At 72.8% G+C, this 22705-nt stretch carries 16 protein-coding genes and 1 riboswitch; of the genes, 9 read left to right on the top strand and 7 right to left on the bottom strand.

Translation table 11 applies throughout. The annotated features are described in order from the left end of the window. Positions 1–157 precede the first annotated feature (157 nt). Positions 158–511, top strand: coding sequence for a hypothetical protein (locus ACZ60T_RS10060; protein WP_252428947.1), 354 nt, complete (start codon positions 158–160; stop codon positions 509–511). Here ACZ60T_RS10060 and ACZ60T_RS10055 read toward each other — a convergent pair. Next, positions 489–1478, bottom strand: coding sequence for a tellurite resistance/C4-dicarboxylate transporter family protein (locus tag ACZ60T_RS10055; protein ID WP_469665484.1), 990 nt, complete (start codon positions 1476–1478; stop codon positions 489–491). The genes ACZ60T_RS10060 and ACZ60T_RS10055 overlap by 23 nt on opposite strands. Positions 1479–1580: 102 nt before the next feature. Then, entirely contained in the window at positions 1581–2756 is a 1176-nt protein-coding gene (locus tag ACZ60T_RS10050) for a C40 family peptidase (protein ID WP_469665483.1), read from the bottom strand. Positions 2757–2764: 8 nt separating this feature from the next. Further along, a riboswitch (cyclic di-AMP (ydaO/yuaA leader) is annotated at positions 2765–2933 on the bottom strand. 412 nt (positions 2934–3345) lie between these two features. On the opposite strand from ACZ60T_RS10050, the gene pcrA reads away from it, so the two are divergent. Next, positions 3346–5859, top strand: coding sequence for a DNA helicase PcrA (gene pcrA / locus ACZ60T_RS10045; protein WP_469665482.1), 2514 nt, complete (start codon positions 3346–3348; stop codon positions 5857–5859). Positions 5860–5910: 51 nt separating this feature from the next. Here the strand turns inward: pcrA and ACZ60T_RS10040 are convergent, their stop codons facing one another. Both ACZ60T_RS10040 and ACZ60T_RS10035 read right to left on the bottom strand, forming a co-directional pair. Next, a complete protein-coding gene (locus tag ACZ60T_RS10040; protein WP_469665481.1) occupies positions 5911–7536 on the bottom strand; it encodes a M23 family metallopeptidase in 1626 nt (541 codons plus the stop codon). Positions 7537–7734: 198 nt separating this feature from the next. Beyond that, the gene (locus tag ACZ60T_RS10035) at positions 7735–8610 is read right to left on the bottom strand and encodes an esterase/lipase family protein (protein WP_365634992.1); all 876 of its coding nucleotides are present in this window, start codon (positions 8608–8610) and stop codon (positions 7735–7737) included. Positions 8611–9200: 590 nt separating this feature from the next. Between ACZ60T_RS10035 and ACZ60T_RS10030 the strand changes: the two genes are divergently transcribed. Beyond that, the gene (locus ACZ60T_RS10030; RefSeq protein WP_365635042.1) at positions 9201–9617 is read left to right on the top strand and encodes a cobalamin B12-binding domain-containing protein; all 417 of its coding nucleotides are present in this window, start codon (positions 9201–9203) and stop codon (positions 9615–9617) included. 116 nt (positions 9618–9733) lie between these two features. On the opposite strand, the gene ACZ60T_RS10025 is transcribed toward ACZ60T_RS10030, so the two are convergent. Both ACZ60T_RS10025 and ACZ60T_RS10020 read right to left on the bottom strand, forming a co-directional pair. Continuing rightward, positions 9734–11380: a DUF5691 domain-containing protein gene (locus tag ACZ60T_RS10025; RefSeq protein ID WP_469665480.1), complete on the bottom strand. Its 1647-nt coding sequence runs from the start codon at positions 11378–11380 to the stop codon at positions 9734–9736. A 44-nt stretch (positions 11381–11424) separates the two neighbouring features. After that, on the bottom strand, positions 11425–12777 hold the full coding sequence (locus ACZ60T_RS10020; RefSeq protein ID WP_469665479.1) for an SWIM zinc finger family protein: 1353 nt from the start codon (positions 12775–12777) through the stop codon (positions 11425–11427). A gap of 134 nt (positions 12778–12911) precedes the next feature. Between ACZ60T_RS10020 and ACZ60T_RS10015 the strand changes: the two genes are divergently transcribed. The 6 genes from ACZ60T_RS10015 to ACZ60T_RS09990 all read left to right on the top strand — a co-directional run bounded on the left by ACZ60T_RS10015 (position 12912) and on the right by ACZ60T_RS09990 (position 21814). Continuing rightward, on the top strand, positions 12912–14066 hold the full coding sequence (locus tag ACZ60T_RS10015) for an ATP-binding protein (RefSeq protein WP_469665478.1): 1155 nt from the start codon (positions 12912–12914) through the stop codon (positions 14064–14066). A 117-nt stretch (positions 14067–14183) separates the two neighbouring features. After that, a complete protein-coding gene (locus ACZ60T_RS10010) occupies positions 14184–16544 on the top strand; it encodes a DUF5682 family protein (RefSeq protein WP_469665477.1) in 2361 nt (786 codons plus the stop codon). Further along, positions 16541–17743: a VWA domain-containing protein gene (locus ACZ60T_RS10005; protein ID WP_469665476.1), complete on the top strand. Its 1203-nt coding sequence runs from the start codon at positions 16541–16543 to the stop codon at positions 17741–17743. The genes ACZ60T_RS10010 and ACZ60T_RS10005 overlap by 4 nt, the downstream gene beginning before the upstream one ends. A 275-nt stretch (positions 17744–18018) precedes the next feature. After that, positions 18019–19200 carry an ADP-forming succinate--CoA ligase subunit beta gene (sucC, locus tag ACZ60T_RS10000; RefSeq protein WP_365621175.1) on the top strand — a complete coding sequence of 394 codons (1182 nt, stop codon included), beginning with the start codon at positions 18019–18021 and terminating at the stop codon, positions 19198–19200. A 20-nt stretch (positions 19201–19220) separates the two neighbouring features. Continuing rightward, complete coding sequence (gene sucD / locus ACZ60T_RS09995) at positions 19221–20105, top strand: succinate--CoA ligase subunit alpha (protein WP_365621178.1); 885 nt, start codon at positions 19221–19223, stop codon at positions 20103–20105. Between the two features lie 185 nt (positions 20106–20290). Further along, positions 20291–21814, top strand: a complete 1524-nt coding sequence (locus ACZ60T_RS09990; protein ID WP_469665475.1) for a cell division protein PerM — start codon at positions 20291–20293, stop codon at positions 21812–21814. 32 nt (positions 21815–21846) lie between these two features. Here the strand turns inward: ACZ60T_RS09990 and ACZ60T_RS09985 are convergent, their stop codons facing one another. Next, positions 21847–22635 carry a hypothetical protein gene (locus tag ACZ60T_RS09985; RefSeq protein ID WP_365621184.1) on the bottom strand — a complete coding sequence of 263 codons (789 nt, stop codon included), beginning with the start codon at positions 22633–22635 and terminating at the stop codon, positions 21847–21849. Between the last annotated feature and the right edge of the window lie 70 nt (positions 22636–22705).

Raw genomic sequence — 22705 nt, 5'->3', positions numbered from 1 at the left:
GCGCTGACCGATGTGCCCGTTCCGGGAGCCGCGACGGTGACAGGGTGCTATGCGGCGTGTATATGCCAGGAGCGGACCCGGCCCCGGACCTGGGGACCCGCCCCGGACCGGCCCCCGCCCCCGGAGGCGTCCGCGTCTCTGGTTAGGCTCCGGAACCATGGACGTACTCATCCATCTCTTCGTCGGCCTTCACATCGTCGGCATCGCCGCACTCCTCGGTGGCTTCCTCGGCCAGATGAAGGGGATGCGCCAGGGCACGGCCCGTTTCGTGCCCGGGATGCTGCACGGTGCGCTGACCATGCTGGTCACGGGTGTCGCCCTGGTCGGCCTCAACCAGGCGCAGGACTACCCGCTCGACAACATCAAGATCGGCATCAAGCTGGCGGTCCTGATCGTGATCCTCGGCCTGGTCTACGTGAAGCGCGACGAGGAGAAGGTCGAGAAGCCGCTCTTCGGGCTCGTGGGCGCGCTGACCCTCACGAACATCTTCATCGCGGTTCTGTGGACCTGACGTCCGTGGACCTGATGTCCTCCCGGGCGGACCGCGCGGCTCCCACGAGGACCGCGCACCAGGCGGCCAGCGCGATCCACAGCAGTACCGTGCCGAGGCCGCGCAGCCACGGCACCCCCAGGGCCAGGGCGAACGACAGGGCCGCCACCGCCGTCATCCCCAGCGGGAAGACGGTCGCCCAGCGCCGTACGTCGTAGCGGGTCCGCGGCCAGCGCAGCTCGGCCGCCACGAGGACGCAGTAGCAGAGCGACGCGAGGATCAGCAGGCTGATGGTGACGGTCCGCAGGACGCCGCTGTCGTCACGGTTCCAGAGGTAGGGGTCGCGGTCCTCGGCGGCGATGAGCTTCGACCCGGCCACCACGGAGGTGGCGAGCGCGCCGCTCAGGATCCAGTGGTCACCGACGCCGGTCCGCACCTGCCGACGGTCGAAACGCCGGAAGGCGATCACGTACAACGCCAGTCCGAGCCAGAAGAACACGAGCGCCAGGTGCGCTAGCCACGCCACCTTCAGGGCCGTGGCGAGCACCGCGCCGAGCACCGCGATCCCCTCCGTCGCCACACACCCGAGGAACACCGACCCCGGCATCCGGCGCCCCCAGTGCCGTACGACCGGCAGGGTCAGCCTCAGCCAGAGCGCGATGGCCAGCGCGAGGAGCGCCTCGGCGAGCCACTGTCCGCCCAGCAGGGAGATCCGCGTGCCCAGGACGGTCGTCGCCGCGACCGAGGTGAACGCGGCCGGGGAGCGCGTCTCGGCCAGCCACCGGCCGTGCTCCCGCAGCAGGCGCCGGACGGCATCGGCCGCGAGCCCCAGCCAGGCGGCACAGGCCAGGGCCAGGAGGATGCGGGAGAGGGTCTCGAACCCGGCCAGATGCAGTCCGACCGACACGATGCCGGTCGCCATCACGGCGGCCCCGGCGGCCGGCGGGCGCCGCGCCCACCAGGCACGCAGCGCGGAGGTCCCTGACATGCGCCCGATGCTATGGACGCATCCCCGGCTCGCGTGCGGGGCACGCGCGCGTGGCTGCCAAATCAACCCCACGCGCACGTGCCGTACGGGAGCGGGTGGGGATCAGGCCGGGCGGACCACGCTGTGGATGGCCGAGGTGCCGTCGTAGTAGACCGACTCCTCGCGGACGTACGCACCCGGCTTCGGGGCGTGGATCATCATGCCGTCGCCGATGTAGAGGCCGACGTGGCTGATGTCGTCGTAGAAGAAGATCAGGTCACCGGGCTGGGCGTTGGCGATCGAGACCGTCGTGCCGACCTTCACCTGGTCCCAGGTCGTCCGCGGCAGCGAGACCCCGGCGGCCTTCCAGGAGGCCTGGGTCAGCCCGGAGCAGTCGTAGGAGTCGGGCCCGGTCGCGCCCCACACGTACGGCTTCCCGATCTGGGAGCGGGCGAACGAGAGGGCCTTCTCCGCCTTCGTCGTGGAGGAGGAGCCGGAGCCGGTGGAGCCGGAGCCTGTGGAGCCCGATCCGGCGGAGGAGTCCGAGGAGCCGGACGAGCCCGACGAGGACTGCTTCTCCTGGGCCGCCTTCTCGGCCTCCTCCCGCTGGGCCGCCTGCTGCTTGGCCAGCTCCTGCGCCTTGCGCTGGGCCTCCGCCTGCTTCTTCTTCTCGATCTCCGCGAGCCGCGCCTTCTCCTCCGCGGTGAGCTGGGACAGCACCTTCCGCGCGCTGGAGAGCTTCTGCTGGACCTCCGTCTTGGACGACTTGAGCGTCTTCTGCGCCTCGGTGAGCGTCTGAAGGCTCTTGGTCGCCTCCCGCCGCTTCTTCATCGTCGCGGCCTGCTCGGTGACGTACTGGTCGACCGCCACCTTCTGGCGGCCGGTCAGCCGGTCCGCGAGCTGGGTCTGGTCGAAGTAGGCCTGCGGCGAGTCGGCCAGCAGGAACGTGGCGGTGCCGGGGGACGCGCTCCCGGTGCGGTACTGCGCGGCGGCGAACGAGCCGAGCTGCTCGCGCGCCTCGTTGAGCTTCTGCGTGCGCTGGGCGACCTGGTCGAGGAGCGTGTCCGTGTGCTTGCGCTGCTCGGTCGTCTTCTCCTTGGCCGCGTTGTACTTCTCGGTGGCCGTCCCGGCCTGCCGGTACAGCTCGTCGACCTGCTTCTGCACCTCCTCCATGCTCGGCTTGCGCGGGGCGGGCGCGGCGTTCGCCGTCTGGGAGAGCAGGGCCACGGAGGCGAGAGCGGCCGTCGCGAGGGCGGGGGTGCGTATGCCTGAGGGACGCGGCTTGCGGTGCGGGGCCATGGAGGGCGACTCCTTCCGTGCTCCGCCTACCGAGTTAGCTGTCGGGTTCGGGCGGAGATGTGGAAGGTGTGCCCTACAGCCGTGCCCCGCGGGGCGGTCGGCCGATTCACCCCAAGGTCGGTGTGGGTCCCCGGCTCCGGCTGCCCTGGGGCGCACCGGACTCGGCGGTGGCCGCGTGGCCCGGCGACGTTCGCCGGTGGGGGTCCTGCGGCCCGCCCGGCACGCTAGCCAACTCCTGTGGCGCCTGTGAAGGTTGATGTGCGATATGCCCGATACATTTTCGTGACCTTCATCATGGGAGTCGCTCCGTGCGGTCACTATGAGGGGGCTTATGGAGGCTTGCGGCACTTCTTCGGTATCCATCGGGTGATGCTGGTACGTCGCGTTTGCGCCGCTCCGAGGGGGCGCGCGGAACGTGACCAGGCCTGGCCCGGCGGTGAAGGCGCGCCCGGCTTCGATCTCGAGGGCGGGCTTCCGGGTACCGGCTCCGATTCCGAGGCCCGGCTTCCGAGCAACGGCTCCGATCCCGAGGGCGGACTTCTCAGGGCGGCCCTCGGTTGTCGGTGGGGCGGCCTAGACTCGGAGAGCGATGAGCAGCCTCTTTGACGACAGCTTCCTGGCGGACCTCAAGGCCACTCCGGCCCCCGAGGAAGAGCCCCCGCCGCCCGAGGACGAACACGCTCCGGAGCTGGTCCCGGACGATCTGTTCGGGGGGAAGTTCGACATGCCGCCGGACCGGGACATCTACTACCGCGACGGCGCGCCCCGCCCGCCCATCGACCCGGCGGCGCTGCTGGAGGGGCTGAACGGCAACCAGCGCGCGGCCGTGACGCACGCGGGCTCCCCGCTGCTCATCGTCGCGGGCGCGGGCTCCGGCAAGACCCGCGTGCTCACGCACCGCATCGCCCATCTGCTGGCCGAGCGGAGTGTGCACCCCGGCCAGATCCTCGCGATCACGTTCACCAACAAGGCCGCGGGCGAGATGAAGGAGCGCGTCGAGCAGCTCGTCGGCCCGCGGGCCCACGCGATGTGGGTGATGACCTTCCACAGCGCGTGCGTCCGCATCCTGCGGCGCGAGTCGAAGAAGCTCGGCTTCACGTCCTCGTTCTCGATCTACGACGCGGCCGACAGCAAGCGGCTGATGGCGCTGGTGTGCCGCGATCTGGACCTCGACCCCAAGCAGTTCCCGCCCAAGTCGTTCAGCGCCAAGATCTCCAACCTGAAGAACGAGCTGATCGACGAGGAGGACTTCGCCGCCCAGGCGGCCGACGGCTTCGAGAAGACCCTCGCCCAGGCGTACGCGCTCTACCAGTCCCGGCTGCGCGAGGCGAACGCCCTCGACTTCGACGACCTGATCATGACGACGGTCAACCTGCTGCGCGCCTTCCCGGACGTGGCCGAGCACTACCGCCGCCGCTTCCGCCATGTGCTGGTCGACGAGTACCAGGACACCAACCACGCCCAGTACGCCCTGGTGCGCGAGCTGGTCGGCCCCGCGGCCGGTGACCGGCCCGAAGGCGCGCCGTCCGGTGAGTACGACCTGCCCCCGGCCGAACTGTGCGTCGTGGGCGACGCCGACCAGTCGATCTACGCCTTCCGCGGCGCGACCATCCGCAACATCCTCCAGTTCGAGGAGGACTACGCGGACGCGACGACGATCCTGCTGGAGCAGAACTACCGCTCCACGCAGACGATCCTGAGCGCCGCCAACGCGGTCATCGAGCGCAACGAGTCGCGCCGCCCCAAGAACCTGTGGACCAACGCGGGCATGGGCGCGCGGATCTCGGGCTACGTCGCCGACACCGAGCACGACGAGGCGCAGTTCGTCGCCGACGAGATAGACCGTCTCACCGACCGGGGCGAGGCGAAGGCGGGCGACGTCGCCGTCTTCTACCGCACGAACGCCCAGTCCCGTGTCTTCGAAGAGGTCTTCATCCGTGTCGGCCTGCCCTACAAGGTCGTCGGCGGCGTCCGCTTCTACGAGCGCAAGGAGGTCCGGGACGTCCTGGCCTACCTGCGGGTGCTGGCGAACCCGGAGGACTCCGTCCCGCTGCGGCGGATCCTGAACGTGCCGAAGCGGGGCATCGGCGAGCGTGCCGAAGCGATGGTCGACGCCCTCGCCCAGCGGGAGAAGATCAGCTTCGCGCAGGCGCTGCGCCGGGTCGACGAGGCGTACGGGATGGCGGCCCGCTCGACCAACGCGGTCAAGCGGTTCAACGCGCTGATGGAGGACCTGCGGACGATCGTGGAGTCGAACGCCGGACCGGCCACGGTCCTGGAGGCGGTCCTCGAACGCACCGGGTATCTGGCCGAGTTGCAGGCCTCGACCGACCCCCAGGACGAGACCCGTATCGAGAACCTCCAGGAACTGGCCGCCGTGGCCCTGGAGTTCGAGCAGGAGCGCGGGGAAGCCGCGGCGCCGGAAGAGGCCACTCCGACGGGCACCCTGTCCGAATTCCTGGAGAAGGTCGCCCTGGTCGCCGACTCCGACCAGATCCCCGACGAGGAAGAGGGCTCCGGTGTCATCACGCTGATGACCCTCCACACGGCCAAGGGCCTGGAGTTCCCGGTCGTCTTCCTCACGGGCATGGAGGACGGCGTCTTCCCGCACATGCGCGCGCTCGGCCAGACCAAGGAGCTGGAGGAGGAGCGGCGCCTGGCCTACGTCGGCATCACGCGTGCGCGGGAGCGGCTGTATCTCACCCGGTCCGCCATGCGCAGCGCCTGGGGCCAGCCCTCGTACAACCCGCCCTCGCGCTTCCTGGAGGAGATCCCGGACCAGCATGTGGACTGGAAGCGTACGGGCGCCACCTCCGCTCCCGTGTCCTCGGGGCCGGTCTCGGGGGTGGCGGCGTCGCTGTCGTCGTCCCGGTCGAGGTCCTCGGCCGCGGGTGCGTCCGGCTTCGCCACGCGCCGCAGCGGGATCACGGAGAAGCCGGTGGTCTCCTTGGCCGTCGGCGACCGCGTCACCCACGACCAGTTCGGCCTGGGCACCGTCGTCGGCGTGAAGGGCACGGGCACCCAGGCGGAGGCGACGATCGACTTCGGGGACACCAAGCCGAAGCGCCTGCTGCTGCGGTACGCGCCGGTGGAGAAGCTGTAGCTCATACGGCGAAGCCCCCGCTGTCGGGCGGGGGCTTCATCGTGGCGTCGGCTACGACGGGTTCAGGTCGTGGCTGCGGAGCCAGGAGAGCGGGTCGATCGCGGCGCCTCCGCCGGGCCGTACCTCGAAGTGCAGATGCGGACCGGTCGAGTTGCCGGAGTTGCCGGAGTAGGCGATCGGCTGGCCGGCCTTCACGGACGTACCGGAGGAGACCCGGTAGGTGGAGAGGTGGCAGTACCACGTCTCCGTGCCGTCCTTCGCCGTCACGATCATCATGTTGCCGTACGCGCTGTTCCACTGCGTACGGGCCGTGCCGTCCGTCGCGGCCATCACCGTCGTCCCGTACGAGACCGGGAAGTCGATGCCGGTGTGGACGGACATCCAGTTGACGCCCGCCTGGCCGAAGTAGGCGCTGAGGCCGTGCTGCAGGACCGGCACCGCGAACTTCGGGCGCAGCCGCTCCTTGAGCGCCGCCTCCGCGATCGCCTTCTTCTGCTCGGCCACCTGCTGGGCCTTGAGGTCGATACGCTGCTGCGTCCGGCTCGCCCGGTCCCTGAAGTCGTCCGCGCCCGCGGAGAGACTCGCGAGCTGCGTGTCCAACTTCTTGTTGGCGGTGGACGGTTTGACCGAGGGCGTCGTGGGCGCCTTGGCCGTCGTCTCCTTGCCGTCGCCCCCGCCCAGACCGACGGTCGCGGCGGCGGCGATCCCGGCGACCCCCATCACGCACACCGACGGCACGGCGATCGTCAGCAGACCGGAACGCTTGGCCGCGGGGCGGCGCCGGGACCGGTTCGCGGCGCGGGACGCGCCTCGCGGGCACGGGGTGGCCGGGAGTGACGGATCGTCATCCGACTCCGCGTCCGCCTCCGTCGCCAGGTGCTCCTCACCGGCTTCGGGCTCCTCGTACGCGAGATGCTCGAAGTGGGCGGTCGTCTGCTGGTCGAAGGGCACAGCCTGCTCGAACGTGGCGGTGGCGGTGGCCTGTTCGAAGGTGGTCGTGGCCTGTTGGTCGAACGGCACGGCCGACTCGAAGGTGGCGGTCGCCTGCTGCTCGAAGGGTTCCGGGACGACCTGCTCGAAGGTCGCGGTCGCCGAGGCGGCCGACGTGGCCGACTGCTCGTGCGGCTGCGTCTGCGCCTCGTGCTCGGCGACGCCGCCGGAGTTCCACTGCGTGGCGTCGTACGTGCCCGTGTCGAAGGTGCCCGTGCCCCAGTCCCACTGCTGGGTCCGGTCCGCCGACTGCCCGGCCTCGAGCCAGGCGTGCGCGTCCCATTGGCCGGTGGCGTCGGGCGCCGTGGCCTGTGCGGGGGCGGTCGCGAGCTCCTGATAACCCACCGCCCAGGCGGTGGTGTCGTAGGCGCCGGTGTCGTAAGCGGCGTGGTGCTGGGCCGCGTACGGGTCCTGGGCGGGCACCTGGTGCGTGCCGGTGCCGAACGTCTCGTAGCCGCCCGCGCCGAACGTCGGGGGGCCGCCGGTGGACCACTGCGCGGTGTCGTACGCGCCGGTCGAGCCGTCGCCCGGGAAGCCGCCGTAGGCGGTCGCGGCGGGGGTGGCGTACGACGTGTCGAACTCACCGTACTGACCTCCCTGGTGGCCGTACGGCACGTAGTGCGCCGAGGCGGCATCGGAGGCCTGAGCCGGGGGGATGGAGCTCCCCGACGGATGACGGTCGTTCACCGACTTCTCTTTCGCCTCGACAACAGGGGCTGCCAGAGCAGTGCGGCGACTGTACCCGGCGGTATGCGGGCGCGACAATCTTCGGCAGGTTTCACCCTGGAGGTAAAGGGGCAATCGGCCGTGTTTCGGCGGTGCCCGGCAAGACCTTGGCCCTGTGTTCGATACGCGTTCGAATGAATACGGCTGCCGTCGTGGCCGTCACGCCACCGTCAGACCGCCATTGCGAGCCCTGGCGTCATGGGCGGCGGCGGGGGCGCGGGGCGGTTCGAGGTCGAGCGCCTCCCGGATCCCGGCCGCGACCGTGGGGTGCACCGGAAGGGCGAGGTGGCCGATGCCGCTCACCCGCACGTTCTGCGCCAGCAGGTCGGGGTGGTCGACACAGGCCGCCTCCAGCGGGTCCATCAGGGGATCCAGATCGCTCCAGAAGCTCACGAACTGCGTACGACAGCCGGGGGCCGGTCCGCGCAGCTCCTCGATCAGCCCGGAATCCGGACGCATCTGGCGGACGATCGGGTGGGCGCTCGCGAGCCGCGCCACCCGGGTGCCGGAGTGGGGCGTACCCAGCGTGACGAGTGTGCGGACCCGGAAGTCGCCGCCGAGGCACTGCGCGTAGTAGCGCGCGATCAGCCCGCCCAGGCTGTGTCCGACGACGTCCACCTGCGTCTGCCCCGTGCGCTCGCAGATCTCCTCGATGTGGCGGCTCAGCAGTTGCGCCGCGGTACGGATGTCGCAGGTGAGCGGGGAGTAGTTCAGCGACTCGATGTGCTGGCGGCCGTGCTGTGCGAGGTTGCGGCGCAACAGGACGAAGACCGAGCGGTTGTCGATGAAGCCGTGGATCAGGATGACCGGGGGCTTGGCAGTGACGGGCAGCGGCGCGGCGCCTGCCGAGGGTTCGGGCGGCGGGGCGTGGCGCTCCGGGGTCATGCCCGAGGGGTAGAGGAGGACGTGACCGGCGAGGATCGCGACCTCCAGGGCGGTCGCCTTCACCAGAGCCATGGAGAGCCCGGCCAGCCTGCTGGGGAACAGCCGCTGGCAGAGCGGAAGCAATGGCTGCACTGGCCCGGTGACCTTCATGGCCGACCTCCCGTCGGCGCACGAGGGGCGTCGCTGTCCCCTGTGTGCCCTTGTGGAAAGCCGTTGTGGCGGTGGCCTGTGGGGCGGTTGCCTCGGTGCGGTGTGTGAGGCGCCCGGGAGGCGAGGAGGCCTTCTCGTCGCAATGACGTGACCTGTTCGTCCCTCTGGCGCGGTTCCCGTCCTCCTCCTACGGGCCGGCTCCCGCCTGCCTGATCGTGCGTGCCATCGCCGTACGCGCCCTCACCGTCCCGTCGCCCCGCCGACAGGCTCGGTGCGGCCGCGTCGCTGCGGCTCTCCGTGCACACGATCCGCTCAGTCCGTGGCGCTCAAGCTGCCGAAAGCCCGCGGCCCGTGCGCCGCCGGAATGAGGGGACCCTGCGCGGCGAACGTGTCCCACGTGTGATTTCCCCCTCGGTCCGCACCGTGAAACTGCCAGGTGCGCGATCCTGGCGATAACGTTCGTTCACTTCCCGGGTCTGTGCGGCGCGGGGGCGCCTCCGTCCACGGTCCGCGCGTCCGCTCTGAGCGGTGGCATGGCGGCAGGGCGGTACGGCGGTACAGGGTGGAGTAGTCGCTTCATGGAGGCAGTGATGGGTGTGGCAGCCGGTCCGATCCGCGTGGTGGTGGCCAAGCCGGGGCTCGATGGTCATGATCGCGGGGCCAAGGTGATCGCGCGGGCACTGCGCGACGCGGGGATGGAGGTCATCTACACCGGCCTTCACCAGACGCCCGAGCAGATCGTCGACACGGCGATCCAGGAGGACGCCGACGCGATCGGACTGTCGATCCTGTCCGGCGCGCACAACACGCTGTTCGCCGCGGTGATCGACTTGCTGAAGGACCGCGACGCGGAGGACATCCTCGTCTTCGGTGGCGGGATCATCCCCGAGGGGGACATCCAGCCGCTGAAGGACAAGGGCGTGGCGGAGATCTTCACCCCCGGGGCGACCACCGCGTCGATCGTGGACTGGGTGCGGGCGAACGTACGCCAGCCCGCCCAGGCGTAGCGCCGCGGACCGGTCGGCGGCGGCCCCGGCGTGGCGCTCCGGTCGTGGAGCGCCACCACGAGGGGCATGCCACCGCGAGGGCACGTCTCGCGCGTTGCCGGACGGCGGACGGCCGGTCACGCCGGGTGGGGGTTCGGGGGTACGGCCCCCAACTCCTCCCGCATCGCCGCACGGAGACGCAAGGTCGTCGTGAGGCGCTGGAACGCCTCCGCCCAGTAGCCCCCCGCGCCCGGCGAGGTGTCCTCCGTCTCGTCGGGTATCGCCGTCAACGCCTCCAGGCGCGCCGCCTCCACGGGATCGAGGCAGCGCTCCGCCAGGCCCATCACCCCGCTGAAGCTCCAGGGGTAACTCCCCGCGTCCCGCGCGATGTTCAGGGCGTCCACGACTGCCCTGTCCAGCCCGGCGGCCCAGGGGGTCGCGCACACTCCGAGGAGCTGGAACGCCTCCGACAGGCCGTGCGCGGCGATGAACCCCGCGACCCAGTCGGCCCGTTCCGCCGCGCCGAGCGTCGAGAGCAGCTTGGCCCGCTCGGCCAGGGACACCGCTCCCGGACCCCCGGCGTCCGGCGCCGAGGGCGGTCCGAGCAGGGCCCGGGACCAGCCGGTGTCCCGCTGGCGCACCGCCGCCCGGCACCATGCCGCGTGCAGTTCGCCCCGCCAGTCGTCCGCCACCGGGAGCGCGACGATCTCCTTCGGGGTCCGTCCGCCGAGCCGGGCCTCCCAGGAGCCGAGCGGTGCCGCCTCCACCAACTGGCCGAGCCACCAGGACCGTTCGCCGCGTCCGCCGGGCGGCGTCGGCACCACCCCGTCGCGCTCCATGTCCGCGTCGCACTGGTGCGGTGCCTCGACGACGATCGTCGGCTCCCCGCGGGTCCGGTCGACCGCCACACAGGCCGCCGCCCGCGCCGCCATCCGCCCGGCCAGGGCCGAATCCGGCAGGGCCGACAGCAACTCCGCGGCCGTCGCGCGCACGTTGCGGCTGCGGTCGGAGAGCGCCTCTTCCAGGAACGGCTCGTCCGCGGTCTCCAGTCCCGCGCGGAGCGAGTCCAGGAACATCAGGCGGTCCTCGGCGCGTTCCGTCGTCCAGGTGGTGGCCAGCAACTCGCGTGCGGCGGCGGGGCGTTGGGTGCGGAGTCGCGTGAGCAGGGACACCCGTTCCGCGAACAGGCCCTCCTGCCACAGTCGTCGGGTGTGGTCCGTGCCGTCCGGTGGTGGTTCGGCCGCGCCGGGCGCGGAGCGCAGCGCGAAGCGCCAGTCCCGGTTCAGCCGGGCCAGCCACAGGGCGCGCGGGCCCGCGAAGGCCAGGGCCGCGGGGCGCAGGTCCGTACGGCCGCGGGCCGCGTCCAGGAGCGCCGGGAGGGCTTCCGGAGGCGCGGCGAAACCTCGCTCGTTGGCCAGGGACAGCCACTGGGGCAGCAGCTCCATGAGGTCGGGTGCCGTTCCCCGGCGTCCGCCGCCGCCCGTGCCAGGGCGGTTCGCCAGCAGCATGGCCAGTCTGCGGGCCGCCGCGGGCGGCAGTGGCGGACGCGTGTCCTTCGCCGACAGCTCCGGGCGGGCCGCGGCCGGTGCGGGGCGCAGCCCGGCTCTGCGGCGGACGGTCGCCACGGCGGCCAGGTCCAGCAGGGCTCCGGGCGCCTCGCGGCCGGGCGGCAGCCAGGGTGGCGTACGCCGGTCCGTGCCCAGCAGGGCCACGGTCATGACCTCTTCCCACGGCACTTCCTCCCGCGGCGCGGCGGAGGGGGTGTCTTGCACGGTCGCACTCATGTCCGTCCCTTCCGGTCGCCCACCGGGATCGCCCGGGTGGTTCGTCAGCACAACGGGACCGCCTCTCCCGCGCCTTCGGGCCAGGCCGTCAGCGGGGTGAAGCCGCGATGGCCGCACTCGCCGAAGACCGTGACCGGGGCACCGCCCGACAGGGCGACCAGGCGCCACAGGCCCGGCCGCGCGGTCGCCGCAGCGGTGAGCGGCAGGGCCGTGTCGCCGTCCGCGTCCGCGAGCTGCCAGGCGTCCTCGGACGGTGTCGGTACGACCCGGCCCAGCGTCACCGGGAACGAGTCCAGCCAGGGGTCCTCGCGCAGCGCCTCGCCGTAGCGCGCCGCCGCCCGCTCCGTGCTCATGCCCGGCGGCCGGATTCCTGTCGGGGCCGGGGCCGTTAACCGCTCGCCCAGGGAGGCCCGGAGCCGCCCCGCCCCCGGATACGCCGACAGCTCCGCCTCGAAGGCCAGGCCCACCGGGAGGGCAAGCTCCGGCGCGCGCCCCGCCGCGCCGTACGAGAGGAGCAGCGCGGTGCGGTCGGACTTCGCTCCGTACAACCAGATCCGGCGGGTGGTGAGGCGGCTGTCCGCGGTGTCGTACTGCGCGAGGACCAGCCAGTGGTCGCGGACGGGCGGACCGTCCGGCGAACCCGGCAGGCCGATCCGCGAGCGGACCGTCGCCGCTGTCTCCTCCGGCAGCAGTGCGCGGCGCGGCCAGGCCTGGGTCAGCAGATGGAGCAGCGCGCACTCCTCCAGCAGACGCACCGGCCAGCCCGGCCCGGACGCCGGGATCGCCCCCAACTCCCGTACGCGCGCGGCCAGTCCCGGAGCCTGCGCGTCGACCATCCGCGCCGCCGTCTCCTCCCACAGCGCGGCCCCGGCCCGCTCGGCCGCGGCCAGGCCGCCGCGCAGCACGTCGGCCAGCCGCTGCTCCAGCTCCGTCGCCCCTGCCGTGATCCGCTCGGCGCGGCGCTCCGCCCGGCGCCGGGCCGCCTCCGGATCAGCGGACGCGCCGGGCCCTGAGCCGTCCGCCGACCGCCGCTCCCGCGCGCGCCGTCCGCGCCCCTCGAGCCACCGCTCCGCCCAGTCCGGCGCCTGCCCCCGCGGCACCGCCCCGTCCTCGCCCGCCCGGAGCAGCAGCAGCCCCAGCGCGTGCTCGCACGGGGACTTGGGGCTCGGGCAACCGCACAGGTACGCGGGCCCGGCCGCGTCCGCGAGGTCGACCACCGTCCGATACGGCGCGCCGCCACTGCCCTCGCACAGCCCCCACACCGCCCCCTCCTCGGACCTGCCCGTCCCCGACCACGGCCCGGCCGCGCCGAGTTTGCTTCCCGCTTTGCGTGATCCGGCGTCAGGAGCCAGTGCCAGCACCTGATCCGCCGTCCAGCGCACCCCCTGCTGAGTCATGTCCTCGACGGTAGGACGTACCACTGACAATCGGCCGTCGAGACGGCGTTCGCGCAGGTCGCGACGCATTGTCAGTGGTGTGGTGCACGGTAGGTGACAGATCCGAACCGGCCGAGCTGCAGGGGGAATCAGCCATGCCTGTGTCCGTTGATCCGATGTCCGTCGACCCGAGTACGAGCCTGTCCGCGCCCGCGAAGGAGAGCGGGACGTCCGAGGTGCTGAGGCCGCATGCCGAGGACGCCTTCGCGGCCGAACTCACCGCGCTGGCCGCGCAGGACGACCGTCCCCGCCCGGCCCGCTGGAAGCTGTCGCCGTGGGCCGTGGCCACGTATCTGCTGGGCGGCACGCTGCCGGACGGCACGGTGATCACACCGAAGTACGTGGGCCCGCGCCGGATCGTCGAGGTCGCCGTCACCACGCTCGCCACCGACCGCGCCCTGCTCCTCCTCGGGGTGCCCGGCACGGCGAAGACCTGGGTGTCCGAGCATCTGGCGGCGGCCGTCAGCGGCGACTCGACCCTGCTCGTGCAGGGCACGGCCGGGACCCCGGAAGAGGCGATCCGCTACGGCTGGAACTACGCGCGGCTGCTCGCGCACGGACCCAGCCGCGACGCGCTCGTGCCCAGCCCCGTCATGCGGGCCATGGCCGAGGGGATGACCGCGCGCGTCGAGGAGTTGACGCGTATCCCGGCCGACGTGCAGGACACGCTGATCACGATCCTGTCGGAGAAGACGCTGCCGATACCGGAGTTGGGGCAGGAGGTGCAGGCCGTCCGCGGCTTCAATCTGATCGCGACGGCCAACGACCGCGACCGCGGGGTCAACGACCTGTCGAGCGCGCTGCGCCGCCGCTTCAACACGGTGGTGCTGCCGCTGCCGGAGAGCGTCGAGGCGGAGGTCGACATCGTCTCCCGCCGGGTCGGCCAGATCGGCCGTTCGCTCGATCTGCCGGCCGTGCCCGACGGCATCGACGAGATCCGCCGTGTCGTCACGGTCTTCCGCGAGCTGCGCGGCGGCATCACGGCGGACGGCCGTACGAAGCTGAAGTCGCCCAGCGGCACGCTGTCCACCGCCGAGGCGATCTCCGTCGTCACCAACGGGCTCGCGCTGGCGGCCCACTTCGGCGACGGCGTACTGCGCGCGAGCGATGTCGCCGCGGGCATCCTCGGCGCCGTCGTACGGGATCCGGCGGCCGACCGGGTCGTCTGGCAGGAGTACGTGGAGGCGGTGGTCCGCGAGCGGGACGGATGGGCGGACTTCTACCGCGCGTGCCGGGAGGTGACCGCGTGAACGGCTTCCCGTGGGCCTTCCGGAGAGGGGTGAACGGCGTGACGGCGGCGGGGGACCGCGTGGGCACGGCAGTGGGCGACGAGGACCCGGGGTGGTCCGGACCGCGAGGAGGATCAGGTGGCAAGCGCTGACAGGCCGCCGGGCGGGGCGCCGGGCGAGGGGCCGCTGCTGCTCGGGGTGCGGCATCACGGCCCGGGTTCCGCGCGGGCGGTACGGGCCGCTCTGGACGCGGCCCGGCCGAGGGCCGTACTGATCGAGGGACCGCCGGAGGCGGACGCCCTGATCCCGCTCGTGGCCGACGAGGAGATGCGACCGCCGGTGGCGCTGCTCGCCCACGCCGTGGACGAGCCCGGACGGTCGGCGTTCTGGCCGCTGGCCGAGTTCTCCCCGGAGTGGGTGGCCCTGCGCTGGGCCGTGGAACACGGCGCCGCGGCCACGTTCATCGACCTGCCGGCCGCGCACACGCTGGCGTGGGAGAAGGAGAAGGAGGAGCTGCCACCGACGACGGAGGAAGGGCCCGGCCCCGTCCGTGTGGATCCGCTCGCCGTGCTCGCCGACGCCGCCGGGTACGACGACCCGGAGCGGTGGTGGGAGGACGTCGTCGAGCACCGGGGCGCGGGGAAGGGGGACGCGTTCGCGCCGTTCGCCGTGCTGGAGGAGGCCATGGCGGCGCTGCGCGAGGAGTACGGCAGCGGGGGACAGGAGCGCGACCTCGTACGGGAAGCGCACATGCGGCTCCGCGTGCGCGCCGCCCAGCGGGAGTTCGGGCATGAGGTGGCCGTCGTGTGCGGGGCCTGGCATGTGCCCGCGCTGCGGCGGAAGGTCACCGTCGCGGCCGACCGCGCCCTGCTGAAGGGGCTGCCCAAGGTGAGGACGGACATGACCTGGGTGCCCTGGACGCACCGCAGGCTGTCCCGGTCCAGTGGCTACGGGGCGGGCATCGACTCGCCCGGCTGGTACGGGCATCTGTTCCGGGCCCCCGACCGGCCGGTCGAGCGGTGGCTGACCAAGGTCGCGGGGCTGCTCCGCGAGGAGGGCCGGATCGTGTCGTCCGCTCATGTCATCGAGGCGGTCCGGCTCGCCGGGACGCTCGCGGCGCTGCGCGGACGTCCCCTGCCGGGGCTGGCCGAGACGACCGAGGCGGTGCGGGCCGTGATGTGCGAGGGCTCGGACGTGCCGCTCGCCCTGGTGCATGACCGCCTGGTGGTCGGCGATGTCCTCGGCGAGGTGCCGGCGTCGGCCCCCGCCGTGCCGTTGCAGCGGGATCTCGCGCGTCTCCAGAAGCGGCTGCGGTGCAGACCGGAGGCCGTGGAGCGGGAGATGGAGCTGGACCTGCGCAAGGAGACGGACGCCGCGCGCAGCAAGCTGCTGCATCGGCTGCGTCTGCTCGGTGTCGACTGGGGCACGCCCGCGGTGTCGCGCGGCACCACGGGCACGTTCCGGGAGACGTGGCGGCTGTGCTGGGAACCGGAGTCGGCGGTGCGGGTCGCCGAGGCCGGGGTCTGGGGGACGACCGTGCTCGCGGCCGCGCGCGCCAAGGCCGAGGCGGACGCGGTCGGCGCGCGGGCGCTCGCCGACGTCACGCGGCTCGCCGAACAGTGCCTGCTGGCGGAGTTGCCGGACGCGCTCCCCACGGTGATGCGGGTCCTCGCCGACCGCGCGGCCCTCGACGCCGACGTCGGCCATCTCGCCGAGGCCCTGCCCGCCCTGGTCCGCTCCCTGCGCTACGGCGACGTACGGGGCACGGACACCGGGGCGCTGGCGGGCGTCGCGGCGGGCCTCGCCGAGCGCGTCTTCGTCGGGCTGCCACCCGCGTGCGCCGCGCTGGCCGCGGAGGCGGCGGACGAGATGCGCGGTCATCTGGACGCGGTGCACGGGGCGGTGGGGCTGCTCGCGGAGGCGACCGCCGCGGTCCACGGCGATCTGCGCGGGCGGTGGCGTGCCGTGCTCCGGACCCTCTCGCTGCGGGACACCGTTCCGGGTGTCGTGCGCGGGCGGGCCGTGCGACTGCTGCTGGACGAGGGGGAGTTGGCGCAGGACGAGGCCGCGCGGCTCATGGGGCTCGTGCTGTCGCCGGGGACGGCACCGGCGGACGCGGCCGCGTGGATCGAGGGGTTCGCCGGGGGCGGCTCGGGCGGCGGCATGCTGCTCGTGCACGACGAGCGGCTGCTCGGGCTGGTGGACGCCTGGCTGACCGGGGTGCCCGCGGAGGCGTTCGCCGACGTACTGCCCTTGCTGCGGCGCACGTTCTCCGCGTACGAGTCCGGGGTGCGGCGCACGCTCGGCGAGCTGGTGCGGCGCGGGCTGCGGGACGGCACGACGGCAACCGGCGCGGGCCTTCCCGGATTCGCGCCCGACCTCGACACCGGGCGGGCGGACGCGGTGGTGCCCCTGCTGCGGCTGCTGCTCGGCCTGGCCGAGCCCGCCGGAAGCGAAGCCGCCGACCCTGCGAACGACCTTGTGGGAGTGGCCCGATGAGCACACAGCGAACCGATCACGAGGTCTCCGAGGTCTCCGAGGTCTCCCAGGGCTCCGACGCGGACGAGCGGTTGCGGCGATGGCGGCTCGTGCTCGGGGGAGACGCGGCGGACGGCACCGGGTACGGGCTCACCGGGCAGGACGCCGCGATGGACGGGGCGTTGACCGCGCTGTACGGCAAGGGGGACAAGCCGCAGCGGGGGCGGGACCGTTCGGCGGGGCTCGGGGCGTCCGCGCCGTCCGTGGCGCGCTGGCTCGGGGACATCCGGACGTACTTCCCCTCGCCCGTCGTCCAGGTCATGCAGCGCGACGCCATCGACCGGCTCGGGCTGTCCACGCTCCTGCTGGAGCCCGAGATGCTGGAGGCGGTCGACGCGGACGTCCATCTGGTCGGCACGCTGCTCTCGTTGAACAAGGCGATGCCGGAGACCACCAAGGAGACCGCGCGAGCGGTGGTGCGCAAGGTCGTCGAGGATCTGGAGAAGCGGCTCGCCACCCGCACCCGCGCCGCCCTCACCGGCGCCCTCGACCGCAGCGCCCGTATCACCCGGCCCCGCCACCACGACATCGACTGGAACCGCACGATCGCGGCCAACCTCAAGCACTACCTGCCCGAGCACCGCACCGTGGTGCCCGAGCGGCTGATCGGCTACGGGCGGGCGTCCCGGTCGGTGACGAAGGAAGTCGTCCTCTGCGTCGACCAGTCGGGCTCGATGGCGGCGTCGGTGGTGTACGCGTCCGTGTTCGGGGCGGTGCTCGCCTCCATGCGGTCCCTCGCCACCCGGCTCGTCGTCTTCGACACGGCCGTCACCGACCTCACCGACCAGCTCGATGACCCCGTCGACGTCCTCTTCGGCACCCAACTCGGCGGCGGCACGGACATCAACCGGGCGCTGGCCTACTGCCAGACGCGGATCACCCGGCCCGCGGAGACCGTCGTGGTCCTCGTCAGCGATCTCTACGAAGGGGGGATCCGGGACGAGATGCTCAAGCGGGTGGCCGCGATGAAGGCGTCGGGGGTGCAGTTCGTGGCGCTGCTCGCGCTCTCAGACGAGGGGGCGCCCGCGTACGACCGCGAGCACGCGGCGGCGCTCGCGGCGCTCGGCGCGCCCGCGTTCGCGTGCACCCCCGACCTGTTCCCGGAGGTGATGGCGGCGGCGCTCGAGAAGCGGCCGCTGCCGATACCCGAGGCGGTGTGACGTCCGGCCCGGCACAAGGGGTCTACCGGACCAATCCGGACCCCGGTGGGACCCTGTCGGCCCGGCCGCACGTGTGACAGGTATCACCGCTCAGGTGTGACCTCCGATTTAGAGCCCCACCTCATGCGGCGATAACCTGCGAGACGGACATGCCGCGCGCTCGGACACCGTGTGCGCCTCCCTAGTGACACTGCGGACGTCACGTTGCCCTGCGCGGCACGCCCACGCAACCAACGAACCACGAACCGCGAGATCACTGATAGGGACGGAAGCGCGTGGACCTGTTCGAGTACCAGGCGAGGGACCTCTTCGCCAAGCACGGTGTACCGGTGCTGGCCGGTGAAGTCATCGACACGCCTGAGGCGGCGCGCGAGATCACCGAGCGGCTGGGCGGCAAGTCGGTCGTCAAGGCGCAGGTGAAGGTCGGTGGTCGTGGCAAGGCCGGTGGCGTCAAGCTGGCCGCCTCGGCGGACGAGGCCGTGGCCCGCGCCACGGACATCCTCGGCATGGACATCAAGGGCCACACGGTCCACAAGGTGATGATCGCCGAGACGGCTCCGGAGATCCTCGAGGAGTACTACGTCTCCTTCCTCCTCGACCGCGCCAACCGCACCTTCCTCTCCATCGCGTCCGTCGAGGGCGGCATGGAGATCGAAGAGGTCGCGGCCACCCGCCCCGAGGCCGTCGCCAAGATCGCGATCGACGCCATCGACGGTGTCGACAAGGCGAAGGCCCAGGAGATCGCCGCCGCGGCGAAGTTCCCGGCCGAGGTCGCCGACCAGGTGGCCGACGTCCTGGTGAAGCTGTGGGAGGTGTTCATCAAGGAGGACGCCCTCCTGGTCGAGGTGAACCCGCTGGCGAAGGTCGCCTCCGGTGACGTCATCGCCCTCGACGGCAAGGTCTCCCTGGACGAGAACGCCGAGTTCCGTCACCCCGACTTCGAGGAACTCCACGACAAGGCCGCGGCCAACCCGCTCGAGGCCGCCGCCAAGGAGAAGAACCTCAACTACGTCAAGCTCGACGGTGAGGTCGGCATCATCGGCAACGGCGCCGGGCTGGTCATGTCCACCCTGGACGTCGTCGCCTACGCCGGTGAGAACCACAAGGGTGTCAAGCCCGCCAACTTCCTCGACATCGGTGGCGGTGCCTCCGCCGAGGTCATGGCGAACGGCCTGGAGATCATCCTCGGCGACCCGGACGTGAAGTCCGTGTTCGTCAACGTCTTCGGCGGCATCACCGCCTGCGACGCGGTCGCCAACGGCATCGTGCAGGCGCTGGAGCTCCTCGAGGCCAAGGGCGAAGAGGTCACCAAGCCGCTGGTCGTGCGCCTCGACGGCAACAACGCCGAGCTGGGTCGCCAGATCCTGGACGACCGCAACCACCCGCTCGTGCAGCGTGTGGACACCATGGACGGCGCGGCCGACAAGGCCGCCGAGCTGGCTGCTGCCGCGAAGTAAGGGACGAGGTCACACACACCATGGCTATCTTCCTCACCAAGGAATCCAAGGTCATCGTCCAGGGCATGACCGGCTCCGAGGGTCAGAAGCACACCCGCCGCATGCTGGCCTCCGGCACGAACATCGTCGGTGGCGTGAACCCGCGCAAGGCCGGCCAGGTCGTCGACTTCGACGGCACGGAGATCCCGGTGTTCGGGTCCGTCGCCGAGGCGATGGAGAAGACCGGCGCCGACGCGACGGTCATCTTCGTTCCGGAGAAGTTCACCAAGGACGCCGTGATCGAGGCCATCGACGCCGAGATCGCGCTTGCCGTCGTCATCACCGAGGGCATCGCGGTCCACGACACCGCGGCCTTCTGGGCGTACGCCGGCAAGAAGGGCAACAAGACCCGGATCATCGGCCCGAACTGCCCCGGTCTGATCACCCCGGGCCAGTCCAACGCCGGCATCATCCCGGCCGACATCACGAAGCCGGGCCGTATCGGCCTGGTCTCGAAGTCCGGCACGCTGACGTACCAGATGATGTACGAGCTGCGTGACATCGGCTTCACGACCTGCGTCGGCATCGGCGGTGACCCGATCATCGGCACCACGCACATCGACGCGCTCAAGGCGTTCCAGGACGACCCCGAGACCGACCTGATCGTCATGATCGGTGAGATCGGTGGCGACGCCGAGGAGCGGGCCGCGGCCTTCATCAAGGAGAACGTGACCAAGCCGGTCGTCGGCTACGTCGCGGGCTTCACCGCGCCCGAGGGCAAGACCATGGGTCACGCGGGCGCCATCGTCTCCGGTTCGTCGGGCACCGCCCAGGCGAAGAAGGAGGCCCTGGAGGCCGCCGGTGTCCAGGTCGGCAAGACGCCGACCGAGACGGCGAAGCTCGCCCGCGCCCTCCTCGCCGGCTGATCACGGCCGACGTCGGCTGACGCCGACCCGGGCCGCACGCGCCCTACGGACGGGCCCGCACTCCCCACGGAGTGCGGGCCCGTCCGCGTGCCGCGCACACGTCGCGGAAATGTCCCGTACGGGGCGACACATCCGAGCTTCGGCCGTTACGCCGGGAATGCGCCCGGCGTTGGGAGCATGGCGGCGTGACGCCATGGACCGACCACCGCACGCCCTCGCCCCCGCGTCCCCGCTCGCGTGACCGGTCGCCCGGACCGGGCGCCTGCCTGCTGGCCGGCGCCGTCGCCGCGACGCTGGGGCTCGGCGTGCTCGCCCTCCTCGTGATGACGCTGTGGATCAGCTTCCCGTACCCCGACAGCGGACCCGACGACGCCCTGCACCTGGCCGCGTCGCTGTGGCTGCTCGCGCACGGCGTCGACCTCGTCCGCACCGAGACGCTCTCGGGCGTGCCCGCGCCCGTCGGCGTCACCCCCCTGCTGACGACCCTGCTGCCGGTGTGGCTGCTGCACCGGGCGGCGCGTGACGCGACGGAGGGCGAGGCGACGGAGGCCGGGGGCGCCGCGCCGCTCCTCGCCGCGCGCACGGTGTGGTGCGGCGCGGTGGCGGGCTATCTCGGGGTGAGCGCGGGCGTGGCGCTGTACGCCTCCGGCGGGACCCTGCGGCCGTCGTGGACCTGGACGGCCGGATGTCTGCCGCTGCTGGCCGTCGTGGCGGCGGGGGCCGGGGTGTGGACGGCGTACGGGCGCCCCTGGCGGCCTCTGGCGCGGCGGATGCGCTGGGCGCTCGGCAGCCCCGAGCGCGGGGGACAGGCGCGGCTGCGGAGCGCCGTACGGGCCGCGGTCGCCGGGACGGTGGTGCTGATGGCCGGGGGCGCGGTGATCGTGGGCGCGTCGCTGGTGTGGCACGGCGACGCGGCGCGGGTGGCGGTGTTTCAGCAGGCGGGCGGCTGGCCAGGGCGGTGCGCGGTCCTGCTGCTGGCGGCGGCGCTGGTGCCCAACGCGGCGGTGTGGGGCGCGGCGTACGGTCTCGGGCCCGGGTTCCTGCTGGGCGCGGGCCAGTTGACCGGGCCGCTGGTCACGGCGCGGCACCCGGCGTCGCTGCCGCCGTTCCCGCTGCTGGCGGCGGCCCCCGGCGGCGGAGGCGGGCCGCTGCGCTGGGCGGTGGGGGCGGTGCCGGTCGCGGCGGGGGTGACCGTGGGGTGGCTCGTGGCGCGGGCGGCGTGCCGGGACACCGCGTGGTCGGCCCGGCGGACGACGGGCGCGGTGGTGGCGGCGGGGGCGCTGTGCGGGGTGCTGCTCGGCGTGCTCGCCCAGGCGGCGGGAGGGCCGCTCGGGGTGGCCGCGCTCGCGCGGTTCGGACCGGTGGGGTGGCAGGTGGGCGCCGCCGCGGCCGGTTGGACGGTGGGGGTGGGGATGCCGGTGGGGCTGGCGGTACGCGCGTGGGGGCTGCGCGGGCGTACGACACGGCCGGGGAAGCCCCGAGCGCCCCGGGCGGCGACGCCCGTGATCCCGGTCCCCGCGCCCGCGCTCCCGGAACCGGTCGGCGCCCCGGCAGCCGCGTCCCGCGCCCGACCGGCCGACCGGAACCGGAGCAGCACGGCATGGGAGGACCCGGACCTCAAGCCGTACGAGGCGCTGCCCCCCGAGGAGAGCCCGTCGCGGAAGCCGCAGGACCCCGGCGAGACACGTACGGGCGGTGCGGGTGCCTGAGAGACCGCGTCACCGGTCTCTCACCCCCGCTCTCACTCCGAATCCAGCATCCCCTGAAGCTCCTTCGGCAACAGCGTGCTGCAGGACTGCTTCGCCTCATGCGTCAACGCGTCGTCGACGCACGTGTAGTAGTCGCGGTAGACGAGCTGGGCCGTGAACATGATCGCCACCACCAGGAGCGCCAGCGACGCCGTGACCAGGCCGCTGATCGCCGCCGTCGTCTGCGGACGCGACGGCGGGGCGGGGGTCTTCGCGTCGGGGGAGGGCGTACGCGGCTTGGCGCGCAGGGCGCTCACGCCCCAGTACAACGCCAGCGCGCCCAGCAGCAGGGCCACGGGCAGCCAGTCGAAGAGGGCGAAGAAGAACGCCCACATGCCGCCCAACAGCGCATAGCGCGCGCGGCGTTGGGCCGGGTCCCTGGGATCCCAGCGCGGGCCGCCGCCACCGCCGGGCCCCTCGGGGCCGCCCTGGCCGTTCTGCCCGCCCTGGCTGCCCGGACGCTCGCCGAAGTGGCCGCCCGCCGCCGGGCCCGGCTGCCGGTCGCTCCACTGACCCCAGGCGGAGCCCCCGTCGCCGGAGCCCTCCGGCCCTTGTCCTCGGCCGTGTCCCTGACCCTGGCCGGGCGCCGGATGCCGGGGCTGCCAGGGACGGTCCGGCGCGCCCTCCGGCGGCGGCGCGAAGGGGTTGTCGTCCGCGGGCTTCCGCGGTCCCGCCCCGCCGTTCGCGGACTCACCGCCCTCCTCGTTCCGCAGGGGCGGCACGGACGAGGGGCGCCGCTCGCTCAGCAGCGGCGGAGGGAGTCGGAGACTGCGGACCGGCATCAAGTGTGCGTCTTCCCCTTGGTGGTTCTGGCGTGCGGCGTACCTACGGAGCCGCCGCGACGCAGGCGCG

This window comes from Streptomyces sp. NPDC104371 (assembly GCF_055583785.1).
The sequence above is the reverse complement of the archived record's forward strand: the minus strand, read 5'-3'. Positions and strand labels throughout refer to the sequence as shown.